A 24,516-nucleotide genomic window follows, 5' to 3' on the forward strand; every position below is an offset into this window, starting at 1 on the left:
ATCAGATTTTGATTTACTATACTTAAATGTGTCTATTTGCATTGGGAATTTTTACCTCATAATCAAAAGTATGTCAGATTAAATTCGAGGGAAAGTGAGATGAATGAGCAAATGTATAACTTTATTTGTACGACTTGTGGCGTTCAATATAACAAGTCTATTGATCCTCCTGAGTACTGTATAATTTGTTCTGATGAAAGACAATACATCAATCTAAGTGGTCAAAGTTGGACAACATTACAATCAATGAAAGAACAAAACTATCAAAATAGTATTCGCTATGAAGAAGAAAATTTATATAGTATTGTAACGAGTCCTAAGTTTGGAATTGGTCAGACTGCATACCTCATTAGAAATGAAGGTTTTAATGTTTTGTGGGATTGCGTCACATTTCTAGATGAGAAAACGTTTGAAGAAATTAAGAGCTTAGGAGGAATCGATGCGATTGCTCTTTCACATCCACACTATTACTCTAGCCAAATTGAATGGGCAAAAAGATTTGATGTACCAGTATACATACACGAAGATGACCAAGAGTGGGTTACGAGAAAAAGTGATAAAATTATTTTTTGGTCTGGCGAATCATTAAATCTTAAAGAAGGAATTGAAATTCATCGATTAGGCGGACACTTTAAAGGTGGAGCGGTATTAGAATGGAAAGCTGGAAATGAGCAAAAAGGAATACTATTAACAGGTGATATTATTCAAGTAGTTGCAGATCATAATTGGGTAAGTTTTATGTATAGTTATCCTAATTTAATTCCATTACCAGAAAAAAAAGTAAATGAGATATCGTTAGCCGTAGAAAAGCTAAAATTTGATAGGATTTATAATGCATTTCATGGAATTGTAAAAGAAAATGCAAAGCTAGTAGTCAATAATTCAGCTAAAAGATATATTGAAGCATTGAATGGGAATTTATTCGATACTTAATAGACTAAAAAAGGACCAAGTTTTGTTTGGTCCTTTTTTTAATTTCATTAAACATTTAACGTTTGATGTACTTTTTCTTTTTTAGATTTAAACGCAGATAATATTAAAAGAACAACGGAGATTATACCAATCCAAATAATCATATTCATAGAATGACTCATCGATAATCCTTTATCAAAATAGAAAATTTCTCTTAATCCGTCAGCACCAAATCGCATTGGGATCCATGAGTAAATCCAGTCCTTTGAAAAAGTTGGTAAAAGCTCTTTTGGCATTCCGATTAAGGAACCAGAGAAGAAAAAGATTAGGGCAAAGATAGCTACGCCACCAAAGCCAATCCATGACATGACAGCAGAAATTAGGATATGGAAACAGAAATAAGTAATCGTTAAATATAGCGCAACGTCCAAGAAGTTTGGAAGAGTAAAGCCAATCCATTTTGCCATTAAAGTTATGCCGAAACCAATTAGGAAAGATAGGACTACCCCTAAAAGTAATTGTTCAAAAATAACTTTTATTTTACTAATTGAATTTGATGTTTCTGTTTTCTTTTTCGCTAAAAAGACGATCACGGCACCAATTAAACTAGACATCCAAAGTGGTGTAATTAAACTCACTGGTGCGTTTCCATTTGCTGTATGTGTTCCAATTGCATTAACATTTTCAACCTTCGTTATGATTGGATTTGCTAATACCTCAGCTTGATTTACTGAAATTGAACTCACGCTTTTCTTTAATTCATTAAAAATTTCTGTATGAATAGTAAGGTTAAGATTTTCTACTAGATGAGATAGCATTTGACTAGCCATCGCTGATCCATTTGCATTTTTACCTTGATTAACTAGAATTTTTATTGAAATAGGTGAAGGGTTCGCTGTTTTTAATGAAGCTTGATTTTTACTTAAATCCTTTTGAAGAATAAGAGCAGCATAGTATTTTTGGTTATTTAGTCCTTTACGTACATTTTCTTCACTCGAAACTTGAATCCACTTAATTGCTGGCTTTTCATCATTTTTGGTTTTAGATAGTTCATTTATTTTTGAAACTATCATTTGACCTATATTTACAGTTCCTTTTGAAGGAACTTGAATTCCTTTATCTTCGTTAACGATTGCAATTGGTAGATTTTTAGGTGTAGGGTTAACGGATGATGCTAAAGTTAGACTGAATATAATCGCAACTACTAGTACTAGTATAGGAGCTAGTATAGCTTGTTTTTGTTTAAATAAGTTCATTGTATAACCTCCTAATTTTTTTATGATAAAATTAATGAACAACGTGTTGACTATTCTTATGTGAAGATATTACAATGAGTTTTACAAAATCACAATAAGCAAATCATACAAATGTGTTCAATACTAAACACATTTAGAAATTTGTTTAGTAAGAACTAATATTCCAAAGGGGTGATTATAAAGTGGCTCAATCATTGAGAGAATTAAAAGTTGCAAAAACGAGAGAATTAATTAAAGAGACATTGTTAGATTTAATAGAGGAAAAAGGATTCGAATCTATTTCAGTAAGAGATATTACTTTAAAAGCCGGACTAAATCGTGGTACATTTTATCTTCATTACAAAGATAAATTTGATTTACTGGAAAAAAGTCAAAATGAAGTATTGGAAGGATTAAAAGATCGACTTAAATTTGTGAGGCCAAAAGAATTAAATGAGTTTTATTCAAATGACATGGTCTATCCGCCTATTCTTAATGTGTTTCATTATTTAAAAGAAAATCAAAGATTTGTTAAAATTCTAATCAGTACAAAAGGTGACCCAGCTTTTCCGAAGAAAATGAAAGAATATATAAAAGAAACAATCTATGAAAAACTAGTAGATATTATCGAAAAAGAATATTTGATTGATATACCACATGAATACGCAACTGCGTTTATTTCATCTGCATTCTTTGGCCTTATGGAACAATGGTTAGAAAAAGAAGAACCAATTTCCCCAGATGAAATGGCAATCATGCATTTGAAACTATTGAAATTTATGAAGCAATTTGTTAGTCAAGTTGTTCGATAATGCGAGATTATTCTATTTTCTACTTCAAAAAAGTCTCAAATGAATTTGACATTTGAGACTTTTTCATTATGATCTTGTTTCTGAAATTGCTGTTCTAACTTTTTCAAATGATGCTTTAGCTTTGTGAGCATTTAAGATCATTAAGTTTACGTATAATGCATCAATAATACTTAATTGTGCAATTCTTGAAGCAAGTGCCTCCGGTCGATATTCCGTTTCCTCAGAGGATGTGTAAAGCGAGACATTAACATTTTGACTTAAAGGAGATTTCGGGAAACCTGTAATACCAATTGTTTTGGTACCGTTTTCATTTAACACTTGCAAAATACGAAGGATGTCTTTATTTGAGCCTGAATGTGAGATTACGATTGCTACATCTTCTTTTGTCAGTTGAGAAGCTGACATCAATTGAAAGTGTGAATCTGTGTAAGAGTTCGCTTTTATTCCTGTACGAATAAATTTATGGAAGGCATCCATCGCAATAACCGAAGAGCCACCTACACCGTATAATTCAACTTTATTTGCATTTAAAATAAGATTTACTGCTTTTTTAATCGATGCACTATCTAGAATTTGGGCAGTATTTTCAAGGGTACGAATATTAGATTGAAATATTTTATTTGCAATTGTTATTTCATCGTCTTTTTCGTTAATTTCTTCGTGGATTTGCTGAATCGGCGTCATAATTTCTGTTGCTAATGCAATTTTAAGTGCTTGGTATCCTTTAAAACCAATTCTTTTACAAAATCTAAATACAGTTGCATCAGCAACGTTTAAGTCTTCAGCTACTTCTGTAATCGTACTGTGAATAATATGCTTTGGGTTTTGTAATATATAATCAGCGATTTTTTTTTCTTTATCACTTAATCGCGCATAATAAGAACGAATCTTACCTAAGCTGTTCGTTTGTTCCATATTCTTGACACCTTTCCTTAGGGAATTGATTTTTAGAATAAAAAATTTTTAATATAGTTAATTAAAAATGTTACTGTTTTAAAGATTTAGAAAATAAATATAATTTACTTAGTAATTATTATATAGGAAAAAAGAGTTTTTTTTAATAATAATATGAAAACCCTATCTCGTGAAAATTATTTCGTATATTATCATTTTTGTCAAAAAAAATTTTTCCACACGTTATTTTTATAATTGTACTAAGAAAGAGTTTGATTTTTATATTGAGTAAAAGTGGTTTAGGTTTAATCAAAAACAAAGAACATTTGATTCATAATCTAGTGAATTAGGCCGGGAATTATGTAAAATAAGGGTTTTTGATAGGTTAGGTCTTTGGAAATAAAACAAGAATAAAAAATAGTCTTTTAGGTAGGATTTCATTTTTGGGTTCTATCTTTTTTTTAGTTATTTTGTAATGAATTTGATAAAAAATTTCCTGGGATTAGGTAAAAATCATTAATTGTATTTTCCTTAAAAGGATATTAAAATTTAGTAAAGAATATTTAGATAAATATGTTTATAGAGATAGAGGAGGGTGCATATGATTGAGGGGGAAATCATTAAGTTTTATCGTGAAAAAATGGGGTTAACTCAAGCTATGCTTGGAGAAGGTATATGTACAACTACTCATGTGAGTAAAATTGAAAGAGGTAAGACAGCATACTCACCTGATATTATTGCTTTATTTTCAGATCGTTTAGGAATCAATATTAATCAAGAAGTCCAATCTTTTTATAATTTAGAAAAAAAATTACATCTTTGGCATGATGCATTAATCATGAAAAAAGAAGCCCAAATAGAAGAAATTAAAGCTGAACTTGAACAAATGCCCTTTATTGACTATTCACAATATGCAGCCCACTATAATTTACTAAGAGCTAGATATTATTTTCATATTCAAAATTTAGATATGGTTAAGCAAATACTCCAATATGTGAAAAAAGAATTTAATGATTTATCTCCTTTCGAGAAAAATTTATTCTATCATCTTCAAGGTATGTACTATATATCGAACTATACTAGCCTAAGTAGTGAAGATCATCAAAAGGCAATTAAAGTATTAAAGATGATAAATATTGATGAGTATCGAAATGAAGAATACTATCACCATTTAGCAATCGCCTATCATTTTGGAAGTTCAAAAATTTTAGCATATAAATATGCCGAAATGGCACTTAAGTTTTTTCAAAGGACGAATAACTATTTATTCGCAATTAGTTCCGAAACTCTTATGCTATTACAGTATGGCAGTGAACTAGAGATGAATTTTAATGAAGTTGTAGAACGCTATAAAGATTTAATTCATAACTGCGAAGTATTAGGTGATCGCGAACGCAAGGCTATTTTATTAAATAATCTCGGAGTGAAATACTTCAAGCGAGAAGAATATGAAACGGCTTTGTATTATTTTGAGGAAAGTATTAATGAAACCGAAAATAAAAAATCAATAAATTATTTAAGGCGTTTGTGCAATTATTTAGAGACATGTACAGAAGGCACACTATTAGAAAAAGAAATCCTTCTTAGTGTGATGAAAAGAGCATTAGCATTAGCAAAAATGTTAAAAAGTCCGGTACATATTACATTAATTAAACTATTTAAGCTTAAGGCTGAGGGAGCCCGCGAAAAATTCTATCAATATCTATCGGATGAAGCACTCCCATTCTTTTATTCTACTAATAATAAGTTTTATATCGAACAATTTGGTAAGAAATTATATAAATACTATATCGAGATTAAAGAGTATCAAAAAGCTGCCGAATTATATGAATCGATTGAACATACATTTGTTAGCATGTAAACAGGTGAGGGTATCCAATAAGTTTTTTGGTACCCTTTTTTGGTGAACTGCATATAAAGTTTGAGAATCGGAATTAAAATTGAAAAATGGCTTCTAGAAGCGTTCACCCATCCTATTTTTTTAAAAGGTGGCATCCTGTGTCAGTTTACCTGATCATTGAGATGGCACTATTTTTTTGTCTTCTTGGAGATATATTTCGTAGTAATAGGCTTATTAATGGATAAATTGAACTGAAATTGTTTGAAATTGGTTTAATCTGAAGGGGAATTATGTTGGAATTTGTCGATTTTCTTAAAGGGTATTGAGTAAAGGTTGATAAATCAAGGTTTTGTATAACCCAATTGATTAATTGTAGAAAATTCTCAATAATATAATTAATAGAAAAAACGACAAATGTCATTCTATTTCGTTAATTATTAGAGAAAAAATTATTTCTAGTAATGAATGTAAAGGCAACTAGGAAGAAAAATGAACTGGAGGAAGAAAAATGGGGGAAAAGAGAGAAAAAAGTAAAGTACTTAAAAGTTTTACCGTTTTAGCTTTAACATCTAGTTTTATTTTGGGTTCTGTTGGTCAAGTAACAAATGTGTCAAATGCAGCAAGTCCAAGTAAAGCGGAAGATATTTTGGCGAACCTAAGTCAAGAGCAAAGAGCGGCTCTTAAGCACCTTTCTACTAATGAAGAAACTGGTCTACAAATTAATTCTGATATTAACTTGGAATCATCAGAAGAAACAAAAGTTATTGTAGAGTTTGCCAATAAACCAGTTAAGGTCGCTCAAATTGAGGCGAGTGTTGAAGGTAAAACTTTAACAAAAACTGATGCACAAAAATTAATTGATCAAGACCATGATACTTTTGCAAAAGATTTAGGGAAAGTTTTAACAAATACAAAAAGTAAAAAAGTAGATTATAAAATTAATCGTTCATTTAAACACGCATTCAATGGTGTGTCGATCACACTACCAGCAAATCAAATTCAGAATCTATTAAAATCAAAAGCAGTAAAAACAGTTTGGAGTAATGAGAAATTCTCAATTGATCCGCCTGCAAAAAATGAAGAGAACAAACAATTAAAAGCAGACGAGTTTAATGTAGCAAACTATTCTCCATATGATCAGCTAGATCGTCTACATGCAGAAGGCTATACAGGTAAAGGAATTAAAATTGGTATTTTAGATACAGGTATGGATTATAACCATCCAGATTTAAAAGATGCATATAAAGGCGGATATGACTTTGTCGATAATGATAATGATCCGATGGAAACAACATATGAGGATTGGAAGAAATCAGGACAACCTGAAGTAAACGGTTCTACTTATTATACAGAACATGGTACACATGTTGCAGGAATTATCGGTGGACGTGGAGTAGCTGATAGTGATTATTCATCTGTTGGTGCTGCACCAGAAGCAGATCTTTATGCATATCGTGTACTAGGTCCATATGGTGGCGGAACAAGTGAAGGAATTATTGCAGGAATTGATAAAGCAGTAAAAGATGGTATGGATGTTATTAACATGTCACTTGGTGCATCTTTGAATGATCCACTTTACGCTACTTCAATCGCTGTAAATAACGCAGTATTAAGTGGGGTAACGACAGTTATTGCAGCTGGTAATGATGGAGACGGAATGTATACATTAGGTTCGCCAGGGGCAGCTGCATTAGCTTTAACAGTTGGTGCTTCATCTGTTGCAATTGATATCTATCAATATGCCGGTGTACTGAATGGTAAAAACTACAATCTAAGACAATTAACGAAAAACTATAAAGATGATTTATCAGCACTAAAAGAGAAATCGGTTCAACTAGTCGATGTAGGTCTTGGAGATCCAGCTGGTTATAAAAATAAAGATGTAAAAGGAAAATTTGTATTCATGAACCGAGGAGTTTATACATTAGACTCTAAAGTTGCATATGCTAAAGATCAAGGTGCTTTGGGTGTGATCATGGCTAATGATGAAGCAAACAAGGCAGAGGGAGCAATTCAAACATTCCTTGGTGAATCAATGAATGCAATCCCTTCATTCTCAGTTTCATTTGAAGAAGGTTCAGTTATTTCTGCAGCATTAAAAGATGGTAAATCAGAATTTACATTTGGTGATTTCAAGAAGATTCAAACAGCATCTGATGAATTAGCAGGATTTAGTTCAAGAGGTCCTTCACGAGTCAATTATGATATCAAGCCGGAAGTTACAGCACCTGGAGTATCAATACTAGCAACTGTTCCATTTTATGTTAATGATAAAAACGTTGATGGCTCAAAACCAGAAGATTATAAATATGCTTATGCAAGACTATCAGGTACTTCAATGGCTACTCCTTATGTAGCTGGAGTATCAGCATTATTACTTCAATCAAATAAAGATCTTGAACCAGCTGATGTAAAATCAATTTTAATGAATACAGCTGATCCTTTATCAAAAGATTATAGCGTATTTGAGATCGGAAGCGGTCGAGTTGATGCATATGAAGCAATCCATTCAAATGTAGAATTACAAGTAGTTGATAAAACACCGACAATCATTAATGGTAAACAAAAATTAATAGACGAATTAACTGGTGGATTTAGTTATGGTTCAATTGGATTTGATAATAAAGATATTACAGAATCTCGCAAAGTTACATTGAAAAATAGAAGTGAAAAAGCGAAAACATTTAGTGTAAATGTTAAATTCCAAAAGGGTACTAGAGGAGCTTTAGATGCGGCTAAAAACAATGTAACGCTAACTGGTCCTACTTCAGTGAAGTTAAATGGAATTAGTTCTAAATCAATTAAGTTTGATTTAAACATTCCAAAAACAGCTGAAAAAGGCACATATGAAGGTTATATTGTATTTACAAATAATGCAGACCCTACTGAAGAATACCAAATTCCATTTGGTGGACGTGTTGTTAATGAAGGAATCGATTTCTTAAAAGCTGACCCATTATTTTCGACTGACACTAGCTGGCCAGCAAATGCATTTCCGTATCTTGGGTTTGAATTCTCATTAAAATCTCACATGAAGACGTTGGATGTTCTTTTAACAGATCCAAAGACAGGTGAAGATCTTGGTTTAGTTGGTTCATTTACACCAATCATTATCAATGATAATCAGTTGTATTATATTGGAAGAGGATTTAATTCGATTTACTTCCCATTTACAGGAGATTCGAAAAATCCAATTAGCAATGAACCGAGCTTTGCTCAACCAGGTCATTATCAATTAAAGTTGGTTGGAACAAATGATAAAGGAAAAACGTTCACAAAAGTTTCTGATTTCATTTACGATTTAGCGCCACCGACTATTAAGTCTAGTTTTGACTCATTAGATCAAAAGGTAATTGAATATAATGATGGACAGTTTGATAAAAATGGCGAATTTTTATACGACTTTAATATTAATTTAAATGACCCTGAAACAGATCAAGCAAATAAATTAGGTTTAGATGTCGATCAATCAAGCAATGCAGTTGTTTCATTTTATAACAGTCCATTTCCTGCAAATCCAATTAATACGGATAAAAACGGAAACTATTCTGACAAAATTTTAGTGAGAAAACAATCTGCGCCATTAGAAGTTTCGTTTTATGGTATTGATGCAGCAAGAAACTTTACTTCTAATCCAAGTAATAAGTTAAGTGTCACATTTGTGGATGAAAATTTACCGTACTACTATTTAAAAGCTGATAAGGAAGTTCTTAATACTGGTGAAGCTGTAAATTACACTGTTCGTTCGAACAATGTGAAAAATTTAAAAACAACTAAAATTACAATGAATAATTTTAATTATGCTTCAATTGAAAATGTAGTAGTAAATGATGCAGTTAAAAAGTATGGTGATGCAGAGGTTAGTGTAAAGACTACACCAGCGAGTCACGTATTTACATTTACTTATTTAGGAGATAAAGCGTTACCTGAAGATTTACCGTTATTTAATTTCGACCTAAAAACAGATAAAAAGTATGATAATGAAAGTCCTTACTGGTTTGGTATGAGTGCAACAACAATTGATCAAGCAAATGTTGAGACAAAAGATGTTTACACTTATATGGACAGATATAAACTAAAGCCAACCGTTTCTAGAATAGCAGGAGTACTACAAGTTGAAGGTGGATTAGATCCAGTTTCAGGTGGAATTAATTATGCTCTTGATCTAAGTAATGTCAACGCAAAAGTAAAAATTACGTCGTACGATGGAAAAACAGTTACTGATGCGCCAATTTTAGATAAATATGGTTATTATGATGTAGATGGATTAAAACCTGATAAAGAAGCCTATACAGTAACAGTGGATGTACCAGGTCACTTTACGATGAACCAACAAGTTGTTTTATCAAATGAAATTCGTGGAGAAACTTTAGGTAAAATTTATAAGTATAGTCTAGCAACCGCTGCAGCTGGAGACGTTAATAAAGATAATGTAATTGATGTACTAGATGCAATAGCTGTACAAACTTACTGGAATACAAATAAGGCAACAGCAGACTTAAACTTTGATAAAGTAGTAGATAAAAAGGATATGGACTTTATTGTTCAAAACTTTGGATTACAAAATCCATCTGTCGACAAAGCGCCAAAACCAAAAACTACTTACAAAGGTGCAACTTTAGATAGTATTTTAAAGGATTTAGGTTTAGATAAATAATGATGTAGAAGAAGGAAGCCAGCAAGATTGGCTTCCTTTTTTATGTATAAGGAAATTTGTAAAAATGATTAGTTAATTCATGAAAAAATTGAAAACATAACTGCCCCAAGACATGCTTTTCCTGTTGAACTCCTTATCCTTTTTATCGTTACGTCCTAGACTTAATAAATATTCGAATAAAGTATTTTAAAATAATTTTTCCTTATTCTATTAATAAGAAAAAGCTATTATTTTGGGGTTTATTTAAAATGATTAAAAAGATAAATAAAAATAATAATAAGTTTTCGCGATGAATCTGATGTTTCTTTAAAAAATAGTAAAATTGGGTTATTTCGATAGTTTTTTATGGAAGAATTTAGGCGAATCTTGTCGAATATAGAGAGAGAAATTTTGAAACTTAGGTAAATAAGGGGAATGATAACCCAATTGACCGAAAATTGAAACAAATTGATAATAAATGTAGAAAGTAAATTTGATGTAAAGAGTAAAATATGAAAATAAAAAGTAGTTTACTATTTTATCAATCATAGATCTTCATTGAATTTTACTTTAGATAAAGAATAGCCAGGAGGAAGAAGAATGGGGAAGAGAGTAAAGAAAAGTAAGTTAGTTTCAGGCTTTACTGTATTAGCTCTATCATCTAGTGTTGTTGTTGCACCGATTGCACATGTAACGAATGTTTCAAAGGCAGCAGGGAAAACGAAGACAGAAACAATACTTGCAAATTTAACTTCTCAACAACGAGCTGCTTTAAAACAAATTACAACGAATGAATCGACAGGACTTCAAATTTCATCAGACATTGACCAAACGTCTACAAAACAAACTTCAGTTATTGTTGAGTTTGCAAATAAGCCTGCGAAAGTGGCTCGAATTGAGGCACAAGTAGAAGGTAAATCATTAACTGAAGCACAAGCAGGGAAATTAGTTGATCAAGATCATACTACTTTTAGTGCAGAAGTGGGACAAGTTCTAAAGGATGAAAAAAATAATAAGGTAGATTTCAAAATTAAGCGTTCATATAAACATGCCTTTAACGGTGTTTCAATGAGTCTACCAGCAAACCAAATTAAGAATCTATTAAAATCAAAAGCAGTTAAAACTGTATGGAGTAATGAGAAATTCTCAATTAACCCTCCGAAAGAATCAGATAAAAATAGTGAGTTAAAAGCAGATGAGTCTAAAGTAGCGAACTATACGCCATATGATGGCTTGGATAAGCTACATGCTGAAGGCTATACAGGTAAGGGCATTAAAGTGGGTATTCTTGATACTGGTATCGATTACAACCACCCAGATTTAAAAGATGCTTACAAAGGTGGATATGACTTTGTAGATAATGATAACGATCCAATGGAGACTACATATGCTGATTGGATCAAAGCTGGTAAACCAGGTACTGCAGATGGAGCTGACTATTATACTGAGCATGGTACTCACGTAGCAGGTATTATTGGTGGACGTGGTGCATCTAATAGTGAATATAAACAAGTTGGTGCAGCACCGGAATCTGATATTTATTCATATCGTGTACTTGGACCTGGTGGGTTTGGAACGACTGAAGCGATTATAGCAGGTATTGATAAAGCGGTAAAAGATGGTATGGATGTTATTAATATGTCATTAGGTGCATCGTTAAATGATCCACTTTATGCAACTTCTATTGCTGTTAACAATGCTGTATTAAGTGGTGTGACGACTGTTGTAGCTGCAGGAAATGATGGAGACAAAATGGATACACTAGGTTCACCTGGAGCGGCTGCATTAGCACTTACTGTCGGAGCTTCATCCGTTGCAATTGATCTTTATCAATTTAACGGAACTCAGGATGGAAATGAGTACAAATTTAGACAATTAGCTCAAAACTACTCTGATAATGTAACGACATTAAAAGGAAAGAACTATCAACTTGTTGACGTAGGTTTAGCGAATCCATCTGATTTTACAGGAAAAGACTTAAAAGGCAAGATTGCTTACATTCAACGTGGAACGATTGCTTTGATTGATAAAATTAAAAATGCAAAAGCAGCTGGTGCAGTTGGTGTATTAATGGCTAATAACATTGATAACCAAAGTGAAGGAGCAATCCAAGCATTCATAGGTGAGTCGGTAGATGCTATTCCTTCATTCTCAGTATCATATGAAGAGGGATTAAAAATCACAGCAGCGGTTAAAGCAGGAAGAAATGAAGTTTCTTTTGGTGACTATACTAAGTTACAAACAGCTTCTGATGAATTAGCAACATTTAGTTCAAGAGGTCCATCACGTGTAAACTATGATATCAAGCCAGAAGTAACTGCACCAGGTGTTTCGATTCTTTCGACTGTACCATTTTATGTAAATAATAAAACAGACGATGGATCAAAACCTGAAGATTATAAGTATGCATATTCGCGCTTGTCTGGAACATCAATGGCAACACCATATGTCGCAGGTGTATCTGCATTATTACTTCAATCAAATAAAGACTTAAAACCAGAAAATATTAAATCAATCTTAATGAATACTGCAGATCCATTATCAAAAGCATATAGCGTATTTGAAGTAGGTAGTGGACGTGTAGATGCATATGAAGCAATTCATTCAAATGTAGAATTAGAAGTAGTTGATAAAACACCAACGATCGTAAATGGAAAAGAAAAATTAATTAATGAGTTAACCGGTGGAATGAGCTTTGGTTCATATGGATTTGATAATAATGATATTGCAAGTTCTCGCAATGTTACGTTAAAGAATCGTAGTGAAAAAGCGAAAACATTTAGTGTTGACGTGAAATATCAAACTGGATTAAGAGGATCAAAGGATGCAGCTTCAAATAATGTTACATTAACAGGTCCTACATCAGTTAAATTAAACGGTATTAGTTCGAAATCAATTAAGTTTAATTTAAACATTCCAAAAACTGCTGAAAAAGGAACATATGAAGGTTATGTTACATTCACGAATACGCAGGATCCAACTGAAGAATATCAAATTCCATTTGGTGTTCGTGTAGTTGAAGAAGGGATTAAATCATTTGATTTATTTAATCCAATGTATTCAAATAAAATTACAAATCCAACTTATGCATATCCGTTTATCGATGCTAGTGTGTCATTAAAAACACATTTGAAATCATTAGATGTTATCATTCAGGACCCAACAACTGGTCAAGACTTAGGTATTATTGGTTCATTTAATACACCAGTAATGAAAGAAGATGTCGTTTACAATGTTGGTCGACTTGTCGGTTCATATTACTTCCCATTCACTGGAGATGCGAAAAATCCGATTAGTAGTAAATATGAATTAATTAAACCAGGTCACTACAAATTAAGACTAGTTGGTGTGAGTGAAAGTGGAAAAACATTTGCTGAAGCAAGAGACTTTATGTTGGAATATGCTGTTCCGAACATGACTTCAAGCTTTGACAAGTTAGATCAAAAAGTTATCGAGTATAGTGATAGTCAACTTGATGAAAAAGGACAAATGTTATATGACTTCAACATTAACGTAAATGATCCAGAAATTGACGAAGCGAAAAAATACGGTATTAAAGCTGATCAATCAGATAACACAATTGTTTACACGTATAATTCCTTCTTCCCATCATTACCAATTAACGTAGATAAAAATGGCGATTATACTGATCAAATCTTAGTTGATAGCAAATATGCAGTATTACCTTTAACATTCTATGGAATGGATGCAGCATTAAATCCTACTTCACAAATTAGAGTCGCTTTTGTAAAAAATACAACTCCGTATTATTACTTAAAAGCAAATAAACAAAACATTGTAACTGGTGATACTGTAAATTACTCAGTTAAAGCAAATAATATTAGTAACTTAAAAACTACTAAATTAACGCTTCAATTGAATAATACTCAAGGAATCATTGACAATATTTTAGTTAATAATGAAGTTAAAAAATATGGCGACGCTCAAGTTACAGTAAAAACATCGCCTACTACTTGGGATTATATGACACAATATGATTTTACTTTTACTTACTCAGGTTCAGCTAATTTACCAGAGGACATTCAATTATTTAATTTCGATGTTAAAACAATCGATAAATCATTTACAACAGGTCCAGCGATTAACTTCTCAGGTAACGGTGCATCTACTATTGATACATCAAATGTAGAAACGAAAAATGTTTACACTTATATTGACGGTTACAATGTAAAATCAACAGTTTCAAAACTAACAGGTACAGTTCAAGTAGAAGGTACAAAAGATCCTGTAACAGGGCAAACAAATTATGCGATCGATCAAACTAAACTAGGTGCAAACATTACATTAACATCCTATGATGGTAAAACTGTTTTACAAGCACCAGTTACATCAAAACAAGGTGATTATGCTTTTGATGGTGTTAAAATAGACAGTAAACCTTATACGGTATCTGTTGATGTACCAGGTCACTTTACTATGCATAAAACTATGGAACAGTTAGTTGATACTATTCGTGGTGAATTAGTTGGTAAGCAATTACGCTACTTATTAGATGTTGCACCAGCAGGTGATGCTAATAAAGATGATGTAATCGACGTATTAGATGCATTAGCTGTACAAACTTACTGGGGTACAAACAAAGCATCTGCTGACTTCAACTTTGATAAAGTAGTTGATGCAAAAGATATGGATTATGTAGTTAAGAATTTTGGATTACAAAATTCAACAGTTCCAAACCCTCCTAAAGCTAAAAAATCATATAAAGGTGCTACATTAGATAGTATCTTAACAGATTTAGGCTTAAACTAAACAAATCATAAAAGCAGCCTTCTCCCGATTATTCTTTGGGAGAAGGCTTTTTATTGATTTGAGCATTTCCTTAACTCGTGCAATCAATAAGCACTGGTAAAAATATACATAAAGAAATTCACTTTAGGTTAACTTAAAGGAACAAAGGATTTATAGGAGATTTTTTATGAATAAAAAGTATATTTATTCAACTCATATTTATATCTTGCTTATTATGTCGACCGGGTTTATGTTGCATGTGTTTATCGTACCTAGTGTGTTGACATCAACTCATCGGGATTCTTGGGTTACGGTAATTGCTAGTATCCTTCCTTTTTTAGTTTGGAGTGCTTTAGTTTTTTATTTATATAAAAAGTTAAATAATGAAGATATTTTGTCTGTCATGTTTAAAGTATTGTATAAACCATTAGCTTACATATTTTCAGCTATTTTTGTAGCTTACTTTTTACTTTCAGCTTTCGTTACATTTCGCTTTACATTAACTTGGGCTGATATAAACTATACACAAGATATTCCACAAATCGTCGTAGCGCTTTTAATTGCATTGATATGTTTCTATGCGTCAAGTAAAGGGATTCGTACAATTAGTACAGCTGCATTTTTAATTCTACCTCCTGTTGCTTTTTTTGGGTTTTTGGTTGGAATTGGGAATGAAAAGAACAAAGATTTCGAACTATTATTTCCTTTATTCGAAAGAGGATACCAAGATTTTTTTCATGGTTTTATTTATTCTTGTTCAGGTTTTTTTGAGATCATCTATATTTTATTTTTAACCTCCTTTTTGAAAGATAAAATAAAAGTAAAATGGCTAATGATTGTAAGTTGTATATTATTAATGTTAATTTTAGGACCATTAACAGGAGCGATTATGGAATTTGGACCACTTGAGGCAGAAAAAATGAGAAATCCTGTTTATGAACAATGGAAGATTTTAACCTTAGGTGAGAATATTACTAGATTAGATTTCTTATCAATTTATCAGTGGTTATCGGGCGCTTTTATTCGGATTAGTTTAAATTTGTACATCGGAAATTATATTATCAACTACAATGGACGGAAAAAATGGAGTTTGCCACTATTATCACTTGTTCTAATAGTAGCGGTAATGATTCCGTGGAACGATTCAGCATTTTATAATTTTTTGCAATTCTACTACTTTCCAATCAATTTAATTTTTTTATTATGTACGATGTTACTATTTTTAATTATTACAAAATTAAAAGGTGATTTTGGATGACAAAAGAATCGACAACTTTAGAAAACCTTAAACTACTAGAATTTATGGAGTCATTTAATCACTCTTCGGATATTGAATTTAGAACGAAATCCTATAAAGAAGGAGAAGACTCACATTTTGTCATCATCATGTTTTGTCCTAACTTAATAGATGCTCAATTTAGCAATCAAATTATTAATGACATATTTAACATCGTCCACAAAGAAGAAAAATTTGATTTTGAGCTATTGAGAAATATAGTCGAGGCTAAAAGATTAAAGGACGGAGTTACGATTAAAAAAGAAGTTGAAGAAAACTTATTTTCCGGAAATTTAGTCATATTTAGTTCTTATTTTAATGATATTTTCTTTATTCCCGTTGCAGATCCTCCACAACGAAGTCCGGAAGAATCAAATTTAGAAAATTCAATTCGCGGTCCACGAGACGGATTTGTAGAAAGTTATTCAATTAATATGGCATTAATTCGACAAAGGCTTAAGACTTCAACATTAAAAAGTGTCGAATTTACAATCGGTGAACGTAGTCATACGAAAGTTTTATTAGTTTATATGGAAGATATTATTAATCCTGAAATTCTTTCAGAGGTTAAACAACGCCTAAGCAAAATTAAAAAAGATGTAGTTGTAAGTAGCTATGAAATTGAGGAAGCCTTATATGATCAACCTTTCTCGATCTTCCCGCTTTTAGATAATATTGGTAGACCAGATTTCGTCGTACAATCAATAAATCAAGGTAGGTTTGCAGTCATTGTTGATGGGAATCCTACTTGTCTAATCGGACAGGCAAACTTACATCAACTTGTCTATTCACCTGAGGATATCCATTCAAGCTTTTACTATGTAAATGTAGTTAGGTATCTTAGAATCGCGGCAATCTTCACCACGATTTTTCTACCAGGATTTTATATTGCAATGGCTACCTTTCATATTGATCAAATACCTTATCCCTTCTTGGCGACAATTGGTATGTCAAGAAACGGTTTGCCATTTTCAGCTCCATTAGAGGCCAGTTTAATGTTGGTTTTTTTTGAACTATTTAAAGAAGCGGGGATTCGGTTACCAAAAGCGGTAGGTCAAACTGTAGCCGTGTTAGGAGGATTATTTATTGGTGATGCTGCAATACGTGCTGGACTAACTTCACCTGCAATGCTTGTCGTTGTAGCATTAACCGTTATTTCAGGTTATACATTAATTAATCAAAATATCTCAGGTAATATTGTATTTCTTCGTTTTTTTATTTTATTTTTATCTGCTGTCGCAGGCTTAATTGGTTTTTTTACTGGATTTTTTCTATTTACAACGATGATTGTTTCATTAGAAAGTTTTGGTCAACCTTATATTACGCTCCTTTCTGTTCCAAAAAAGTCTGATTTTCTAAATGTAATTATCAAATTACCTCAAAAGTTTAAAACGAAACGAAACCTATCACTCCATCCAGTTGATCAAGACCGAAAGAAGGAGTGAGAAATAAGATGAAAAAATTGCTTATCATTCTATTGGTAATTTTTCAATTATTCATTTTAACAGGATGCTGGGGGGCACGTTCAATTATTGAACAAACATTAGTCACTAGTTTGGGCATTGATTTTAAAGATAATCAGTATGTTGTCACGATTCAAGCACTTAACTTTTCAAATATTGCAAAGCAAGAAAGTGGGGCATTGCAAGTACCAGCCCCTCCTTTAATTGGTCAAGCAAAAGGTAAAAGCATACAGTCCGCAATTTCTAAAATAGAATCACATTCACCAATGCCTTTATATTATGGCCATGTAAATAGTGTCATTTTAAGTAAAGAGGTTATTGATAAAAGATTGAAAGAAGTTAATTCCTTTATTAGTGGAAGACCACAATTAAGATATACAATTTGGATTTATGGTACCGATCAAGACATTAAAGATATCTTAATGAGTCAAAGCTTCTTTAATTTACCTTTTTTATATACGGTAGTAATGAAACCAGATGAAAAGAGTAGAGGGGGATTAGTCTTTTTAAAATTAAAATTTCATCAATATATTTCAAGATATACACAGCCAGTAGGAACGATATTGATTCCATCATTAGGGATTGAAGATAAGAAATTTAAAGAAAAAGAAATAGACAAGGTAGCCTATATTAATGTAGCCTTCGCAATATCGCAGAAAAAGTTTAAAGGTAAACTGGATTTAAAAGAATTAAAAGCACTAGATTTTATGCATCAAGAAAATTACAGTTTGCCGCTGCCATTCGCCAAAGATAAATTGAATATAATCGTTAGAAGCTCAAATAGTTCAGTTAAAGTCATTAAAGGAGGTAAAAAGCCCAAGTATATTATTAAAGTAAAAACCAATGTAAACATTGTACAAAATGAGAACAGTTATAGTAGAAAGAAAATTGCTTCTAAAATCAGAAGTAAAATGAAAAATGAAATTTTAATGACAATAAAAAAAGGAGAAGTACTTCACGCCGATCTTCTCAACATTTCAGAAAAACCGTATCGATTTCATCGAAAAGAATGGGATATAAAAGCATTGAATGAAGTCGATGCTAAGTCAATTAAGGATATAAAAGTTGATGTTCATATTTTAGGTAATAAATCTTATAAAAGATGAAAGAACTTATAAAGAAGGTTATTTTTATTAAAGATACCTTCTTTTTTCTGCTCATTTTTATTGAAAATGAATTATGATAGAAAAGAACAGAATAAAAGGAAGTTTTTGATTGTGGGGGGAAGAAGTTGATTTTTGTAATTGGTGGAGCGCGTAGTGGAAAGAGTTCTTACGCAGAAAAAAGAATAAAAGAATTACAAACAAATACAGATGAAGTAGTCTATATTGCAACTGCTATACCTTTTGACAAAGATATGAACGAAAGGGTTAAAAGACATCAAGAAGACCGTCCGATTAATTGGCATACTGTTGAACAATATAAACAATTTAATCAATTAAAAATGAATGAAGAATTTATAAAATCCAAATATATTATTTTAGATTGTATGACGGTTATGATAACTAACCTAATGTTTGATCATTATACCGATATTGATTATGAGACCATTAAGAATGATCAAATAAATAAACTAGAATTAGAGATAGAAAATGAAGTGAACGAGTTGATAGACGTTTGTGATCAACACGGTAAAACATTCATAATTGTATCGAATGAGGTAGGTTATGGACTTGTTCCTTCTTATCGACTAGGAAGGATTTTTAGAGATATTGCTGGGCGTATCAATCAAAAAATTGCTTCAAGAGCAGAAGAAGTTGTTCTCGTTACAGCTGGTATACCATTAAAAATTAAGTAGGAGTTCCGATATGAATCGATTTAAAATGATCCTCAGTTTTTTTTCAACCATCCCGGTTAAAAATTACAATTTTATTGAGGACGAACTAGGAAGAGGAATTAGATTGGTTCCGTTAGTAGGTGTGTTATTTGGTTTAATACTCGTTAGTTTTAATGCTGGAATTTCAATTGTTTTGGACAAAGAAGCAACTGCATTTCTTATTCTATTAGTCTATTTATTCTTAACGGGTGGATTACATTTTGATGGAGTAGCTGATACGTCAGATGGAATTTTTAGTCATCGTTCAAAAGAAAGAATACTAGAAATTATGAAAGATAGTCGCATTGGCGCATTTGGTGTTATTTCCTTAATTGTATTATTTTTAGGAGATTGGTTGTTTCTATCAAAGTCTACATCATTCGCTATTTTTTTATTTCCAATCATTGGAAGATGTAATGCCTTATTCACATGTAGAGTAAGTACTTATGCTAGAAATGAAGGATTTGGAAGTCAATTTATCATTGAGGCCAAAAAATCTAATTCATTATTTGTTCTAATTGTCTATGTGTTACTCATTTGTGTAAGCAGTATTTTAATGAATGAACTAGCAATTATTCTTGCGGTATGTATGACGTTTATTTTTATTACTTTCATAACGAAAAGAATCAATCAAAAACTAGGTGGAATTACAGGGGATGTAATTGGATTTACGATTGAAGTTTCCCAATTATGCTTTTTAATTTTTGCTGTTATAGGTGAGAGATTAATATGAGAATATTTCTAGTTAGGCATACAGAAAGCATTGGAAATAGACAAAAGGTTTATGCAGGGTTGACTGATTTTGATTTAACAGAAAAAGGCTTAAGTCAAATAGATAGTGTGATAACCCAGTTAACGAAAATAATTGAGCTTACTTCACATTATACTTTATATTCCAGTCCACTTCGTAGATGCACTTTATTAAGTGATGCGATTGAAGAATTAATCGGAGAATCGAAAATAGTTGATCAAAGGTTGCAGGAGACAAATTTTGGGCTATTTGAAGGGAAATCCTATACTGATCTTTTAAATGAAGTGCCTGAAGTTTTAGAAAAGTGGAATGAAGATCTGATTCATTTTCAAATTCCGAATGGGGAAAGCTTAAAGCAGTGTGCAGAACGAGTTCATACATTTTGTCATGATATTAAATCAAAAAACAATGATGTAATAGTTGTATCACATGGAGGAATTATGAAGCTACTACTCTTAAATTTACTTCATTTAGATTTAAGTCATTTCTGGAAATTTTATACGAGTAATGGATGTATTATTGAAATTGAGTATAACGATGGTTTTGGATTTTTGAAAAATATTATTCAACTAAATTAAAAGGGATGGAGAAATTTGAACACTAAAAGAATTGTTTTACTATCATTATTTATCGCATTAAGTGCAGTGCTGTCTAATATTAAAATAGTCTATTCAATTGCATTTGATTCATTGCCTGCTTTTCTAGCTGCTATGTTGATTTCACCAATTGCAGGCGGTATTGTAGGTGCACTAGGTCATTTGCTTACAGCACTTACTTCAGGTTTTCCGTTCACAGTACCAGTACATCTATTTATCGCAATACAAATGCTTGTGATTGTTTGGCTATTTGGCGTATTATTTAAAAAAATGAATCAATACATAGCAATAGTAGTGGCAATTATTTTAAATGGTCCAGTGGCAACTTTATTAAGTGGTCTATTAATTGCTTATTTAAATCACTCGTTTACAGTTAAGACTGTTAGTAGTTTTTTTATGTTAATGGTTATGCCTTTAACATTAGCATCGGTGGCAAATATTGTTTTAGCATTTATACTTCAAAAGGTGATGAAACGTGCAAATTTTAACATATAGAGATTTAACTTTAATGCATATAGATGGGAATCGTTATTTTACAATTGCTTGTGATAGCTGCGGTGGAATTGGAATGAGTGAGCTTGATTTCATTAAAGTGGATGAGGAAATTGTTGGCTATTTAACAGCGAAATTGTGTTTAGTTGAAACAATCGCATTTAAAGCGAAGCCTACTGTTTTAATTAATACATTATGTGTAGAAATGAACGGAAGAGGTAAGCGAATAATAAGCGGGATAGAAAAAGCGATTAAAGAATATAATGAAGCTAATTTTTATGAAGACAACTTAGAAATAACGATTACTGGAAGTACAGAAGAAAATATTCCAACAAAACAAACAGGTTTAGGTATTACTTTAATGGGAGAAATTTTTAATCCGTTTAATAAAAAAGAAGTCATTTCAGGGGATCTTGTAGTATTAGTTGGATATCCAAAAGTAGGAAATGAAGTATTAGAGGATTTAAATGAAAATAAAAACGAGATCATTAATTTTCATTCATTAAAGCACTTAATAAATAACGAAGATGTCTTAGATTTATTACCAATCGGTTCAAAAGGCGTTCAATTTGAATTGAATCAGTTGAAGGAAACAAATAATATCGATATAAAATTAGAAAATCAATCTAGTATCTCATTACATAAATCAGCAGGTCCCGCGACATGTGTTCTAGCAATCATTAAAAAGGATGCGATTGAGGGATTAAAAAAACAAATCTCACAGCCAATCACTTTATTAGGTGAGATTATATAATAGTTTGAAATAGAATGATTGGAGATTTAAAATGGCAGATGCTCTGAAGAATGTATATAACCGAGAGTTAATTTCAAAAATCGCAAACGAAATCTATACCGTTTATCCAGATTTTGATCATGAAACTTTTATGGGTAAGGTTTTAAATGAAAGTTGGGAAGAAAAAACATTAAAGGAAAGAATGAGGCATATTACGATTTGTTTGGGGGATTCACTCCCAAACAAATTTGAAAAATCAATAGAGATTTTAACTCGTATAGTAGAGAAATTTCCAAAAGGCCAATTAAGTAGTATTTTTTTTCCTGATTTTGTTGAAGTGTATGGTTTAGATCATTGGGAAAAATCAATAGAAGCCTTAGAAATATTCACACAGCACTTAACATCGGAATTTGCTGTTAGACCGTTCATTATTCAAGACCAAGAACGAATGATGACGCAAATGTTAAAATGGTCTACTCATCCAAATGAACATGTGAGAAGACTCGCAAGTGAAGGATGTCGTCCAAAATTACCATGGGGGATGGTTCTAAAAAGTCTAAAAAAGGACCCAACTCCAATCCTACCTATTCTAGAAAACTTAAAGGAAGACGAGTCATTATATGTTCGCAAAAGTGTAGCGAATAATTTAAATGATATTTCTAAAGATCACCCAAATCTAGTCGTAAAGATTGCAAAAGAATGGTATGGTAAAAATCCCCATACTAATTGGATCATAAAGCACGCATGTAGAACCCTATTAAAAAAAGGTAATAAAGAAGCTTTAACCATTTTTGGATTCCAAATGACAAATGCAATCCATATCGACCAATTTCAATTACAATCAGACAAAATAGAAATTGGTGGAGACTTAAACTTTTCATTTACAATTCATAGTAACGAACCGACCACCACAAAACTTAGAATCGAATTTGCAATTGATTATGTAAAGTCAAAAGGTAACCGTACAAGAAAGATCTTTAAAATATCCGAAAACACAATTGAAAATAACAAAATATTATCATACAACAAAACACACTCATTCAAAGACTTATCAACAAGAAAACACTACCCAGGCCAACATAGCATCACACTACTAATCAATGGGGTGGAAAGTGGTACTTATGATTTTATGGTAAAATAAAAAAGAGATTCCAACATTATTTTTTGGAATCTCTTTTTTCGTTTAGTCAATCTATTCTTCCATTTAACCTTGTCTTTTGTGCATCATGACATCTTCAGTTAATGGAGTAAAGCCAAGTTTTTCTTGTAAAACACTTTTAGGAATTTGTGACTTAGTGATTGTAACTGCTGTAACTTTTCGATTGATGTTTTCATTATGGATGATCGACATGATATCATAAAAATAAGGTATAGCCGCTTCAGTATAAGCAACAGCTAATATTTCCGAATACCTAGTATCCGGCCGTATTGTCATAGCCAAATAGGCAATGACTTGATTTTCTAGCTTACATTCAACGGCATAGTCAAATTCAATTGAGCTATAATACTCATTCATCATGGCAACTTGTTCGTTAGTAAGAATTTGTTGCTTCATTTTTAAATCTTTCCAAACATTAAATTGAAATTGATCTTTTATCTCATACGAAAATCCAGGAATACTTTGGAGTGTTTTTATAAGAAGTGGATAATGCGCACCAACGATTTGAGAACGACTAGTAATGTTAAAGCCTTTTGATAAGAAATACTCTATTTGTTTTGACCACTGTCCTCTAAATCGTTGTGCAAATAGTTTTCCACCGTATTCCTCACTAACAGCAAATTGATAAACTCTTTCAAACAATTCATCTCTTACAGTATCCTCATATTCAGGTAACACCCATGGATAACCTAATGAAACAAATTCCCCTTTACCTGAAAAACTCATATAACCAACAAGTTGATCTCCGTCAAAAGCAAAGCATCTAGATTTTTCATTAAATTCAGATTGTTTTTCAAATAATGTTGGAGTTAACGTTGGTTTCCAAGCATATGGTAGAGACTTTGTTATCTTGTTCCAAAAATCATATTGCAAATTAAGATCTGTTGGACTCTCATAAAAACGATACTCTATAGTCATATCAATATCCTTTCCTAAATCGTACTAATTTTAATAGTATCAAATTAATTTGGATTTGAATCTTTTTGAGTAGCTAATTAAAAAACAACCGTAACGGCGATTAGGGTCAATTAAATAATGATCACACTAATTAAGGTATGATTTTATAGTCGTTCTGTTGCCTATAAAAAAGCATTGAGTAAATTCAACTTGATCTACATCCTTATCAAGGGCAATTTTCCAAAATAAAAGAAA

17 protein-coding genes are annotated in these 24,516 nt (G+C 31.7%); 14 read left to right on the forward strand and 3 right to left on the reverse strand.

Annotated features, from left to right (window positions below):
• Nucleotides 1-111: 111 nt before the first annotated feature.
• Nucleotides 112-933: an MBL fold metallo-hydrolase gene (locus ACSBO6_RS03450; RefSeq protein ID WP_098845476.1), complete on the forward strand. Its 822-nt coding sequence runs from the start codon at nt 112-114 to the stop codon at nt 931-933.
• A gap of 47 nt (nt 934-980) precedes the next feature.
• Here the strand turns inward: ACSBO6_RS03450 and ACSBO6_RS03455 are convergent, their stop codons facing one another.
• Entirely contained in the window at nt 981-2,168 is a 1,188-nt protein-coding gene (locus ACSBO6_RS03455; protein WP_498844157.1) for a YhgE/Pip domain-containing protein, read from the reverse strand.
• A 182-nt stretch (nt 2,169-2,350) separates the two neighbouring features.
• On the opposite strand from ACSBO6_RS03455, the gene ACSBO6_RS03460 reads away from it, so the two are divergent.
• A complete protein-coding gene (locus ACSBO6_RS03460) occupies nt 2,351-2,959 on the forward strand; it encodes a TetR/AcrR family transcriptional regulator (RefSeq protein WP_098845440.1) in 609 nt (202 codons plus the stop codon).
• A 66-nt stretch (nt 2,960-3,025) separates the two neighbouring features.
• Here ACSBO6_RS03460 and ACSBO6_RS03465 read toward each other — a convergent pair whose 3' ends face one another.
• The gene (locus ACSBO6_RS03465) at nt 3,026-3,874 is read right to left on the reverse strand and encodes a MurR/RpiR family transcriptional regulator (RefSeq protein ID WP_098845441.1); all 849 of its coding nucleotides are present in this window, start codon (nt 3,872-3,874) and stop codon (nt 3,026-3,028) included.
• 580 nt (nt 3,875-4,454) lie between these two features.
• On the opposite strand from ACSBO6_RS03465, the gene ACSBO6_RS03470 reads away from it, so the two are divergent.
• The 12 genes from ACSBO6_RS03470 (at nt 4,455) to ACSBO6_RS03525 (ending at nt 23,346) form a co-directional block, all read left to right on the forward strand.
• Nucleotides 4,455-5,714, forward strand: coding sequence for a helix-turn-helix domain-containing protein (locus ACSBO6_RS03470; protein ID WP_098845442.1), 1,260 nt, complete (start codon nt 4,455-4,457; stop codon nt 5,712-5,714).
• A gap of 487 nt (nt 5,715-6,201) precedes the next feature.
• Nucleotides 6,202-10,350, forward strand: a complete 4,149-nt coding sequence (locus ACSBO6_RS03475) for a S8 family serine peptidase (protein WP_098845443.1) — start codon at nt 6,202-6,204, stop codon at nt 10,348-10,350.
• A 579-nt stretch (nt 10,351-10,929) separates the two neighbouring features.
• Entirely contained in the window at nt 10,930-15,099 is a 4,170-nt protein-coding gene (locus ACSBO6_RS03480; RefSeq protein WP_098845444.1) for a S8 family serine peptidase, read from the forward strand.
• A 166-nt stretch (nt 15,100-15,265) separates the two neighbouring features.
• Nucleotides 15,266-16,336, forward strand: coding sequence for a GerAB/ArcD/ProY family transporter (locus ACSBO6_RS03485; protein WP_498844158.1), 1,071 nt, complete (start codon nt 15,266-15,268; stop codon nt 16,334-16,336).
• The gene (locus tag ACSBO6_RS03490; protein ID WP_498844159.1) at nt 16,333-17,799 is read left to right on the forward strand and encodes a spore germination protein; all 1,467 of its coding nucleotides are present in this window, start codon (nt 16,333-16,335) and stop codon (nt 17,797-17,799) included. The genes ACSBO6_RS03485 and ACSBO6_RS03490 overlap by 4 nt, the downstream gene beginning before the upstream one ends.
• Before the next feature lie 8 nt (nt 17,800-17,807).
• On the forward strand, nt 17,808-18,923 hold the full coding sequence (locus ACSBO6_RS03495; protein WP_498844160.1) for a Ger(x)C family spore germination protein: 1,116 nt from the start codon (nt 17,808-17,810) through the stop codon (nt 18,921-18,923).
• A gap of 125 nt (nt 18,924-19,048) precedes the next feature.
• Nucleotides 19,049-19,615, forward strand: a complete 567-nt coding sequence (gene cobU / locus ACSBO6_RS03500) for a bifunctional adenosylcobinamide kinase/adenosylcobinamide-phosphate guanylyltransferase (protein WP_098845448.1) — start codon at nt 19,049-19,051, stop codon at nt 19,613-19,615.
• A gap of 10 nt (nt 19,616-19,625) precedes the next feature.
• Nucleotides 19,626-20,366, forward strand: a complete 741-nt coding sequence (gene cobS / locus ACSBO6_RS03505) for an adenosylcobinamide-GDP ribazoletransferase (protein WP_098845449.1) — start codon at nt 19,626-19,628, stop codon at nt 20,364-20,366.
• On the forward strand, nt 20,363-20,962 hold the full coding sequence (locus ACSBO6_RS03510; RefSeq protein WP_098845450.1) for a histidine phosphatase family protein: 600 nt from the start codon (nt 20,363-20,365) through the stop codon (nt 20,960-20,962). Before cobS ends, ACSBO6_RS03510 begins: the two co-directional genes overlap by 4 nt.
• Before the next feature lie 15 nt (nt 20,963-20,977).
• On the forward strand, nt 20,978-21,475 hold the full coding sequence (locus ACSBO6_RS03515; RefSeq protein ID WP_098845451.1) for an ECF transporter S component: 498 nt from the start codon (nt 20,978-20,980) through the stop codon (nt 21,473-21,475).
• Nucleotides 21,456-22,226 (forward strand): hypothetical protein, encoded by a 771-nt coding sequence (locus ACSBO6_RS03520; protein WP_098845452.1) that lies wholly within the window; start codon nt 21,456-21,458, stop codon nt 22,224-22,226. The genes ACSBO6_RS03515 and ACSBO6_RS03520 overlap by 20 nt, the downstream gene beginning before the upstream one ends.
• A gap of 31 nt (nt 22,227-22,257) precedes the next feature.
• Nucleotides 22,258-23,346 carry a DNA alkylation repair protein gene (locus ACSBO6_RS03525; protein ID WP_498844161.1) on the forward strand — a complete coding sequence of 363 codons (1,089 nt, stop codon included), beginning with the start codon at nt 22,258-22,260 and terminating at the stop codon, nt 23,344-23,346.
• Nucleotides 23,347-23,409: 63 nt separating this feature from the next.
• On the opposite strand, the gene ACSBO6_RS03530 is transcribed toward ACSBO6_RS03525, so the two are convergent.
• Entirely contained in the window at nt 23,410-24,282 is an 873-nt protein-coding gene (locus tag ACSBO6_RS03530) for a hypothetical protein (protein WP_098845454.1), read from the reverse strand.
• Nucleotides 24,283-24,516 lie beyond the last annotated feature (234 nt).

It is taken from the genome of Bacillus sp. AL-1R (assembly GCF_052180195.1).
Classification (GTDB): domain Bacteria; phylum Bacillota; class Bacilli; order Bacillales; family Bacillaceae_G; genus Gottfriedia.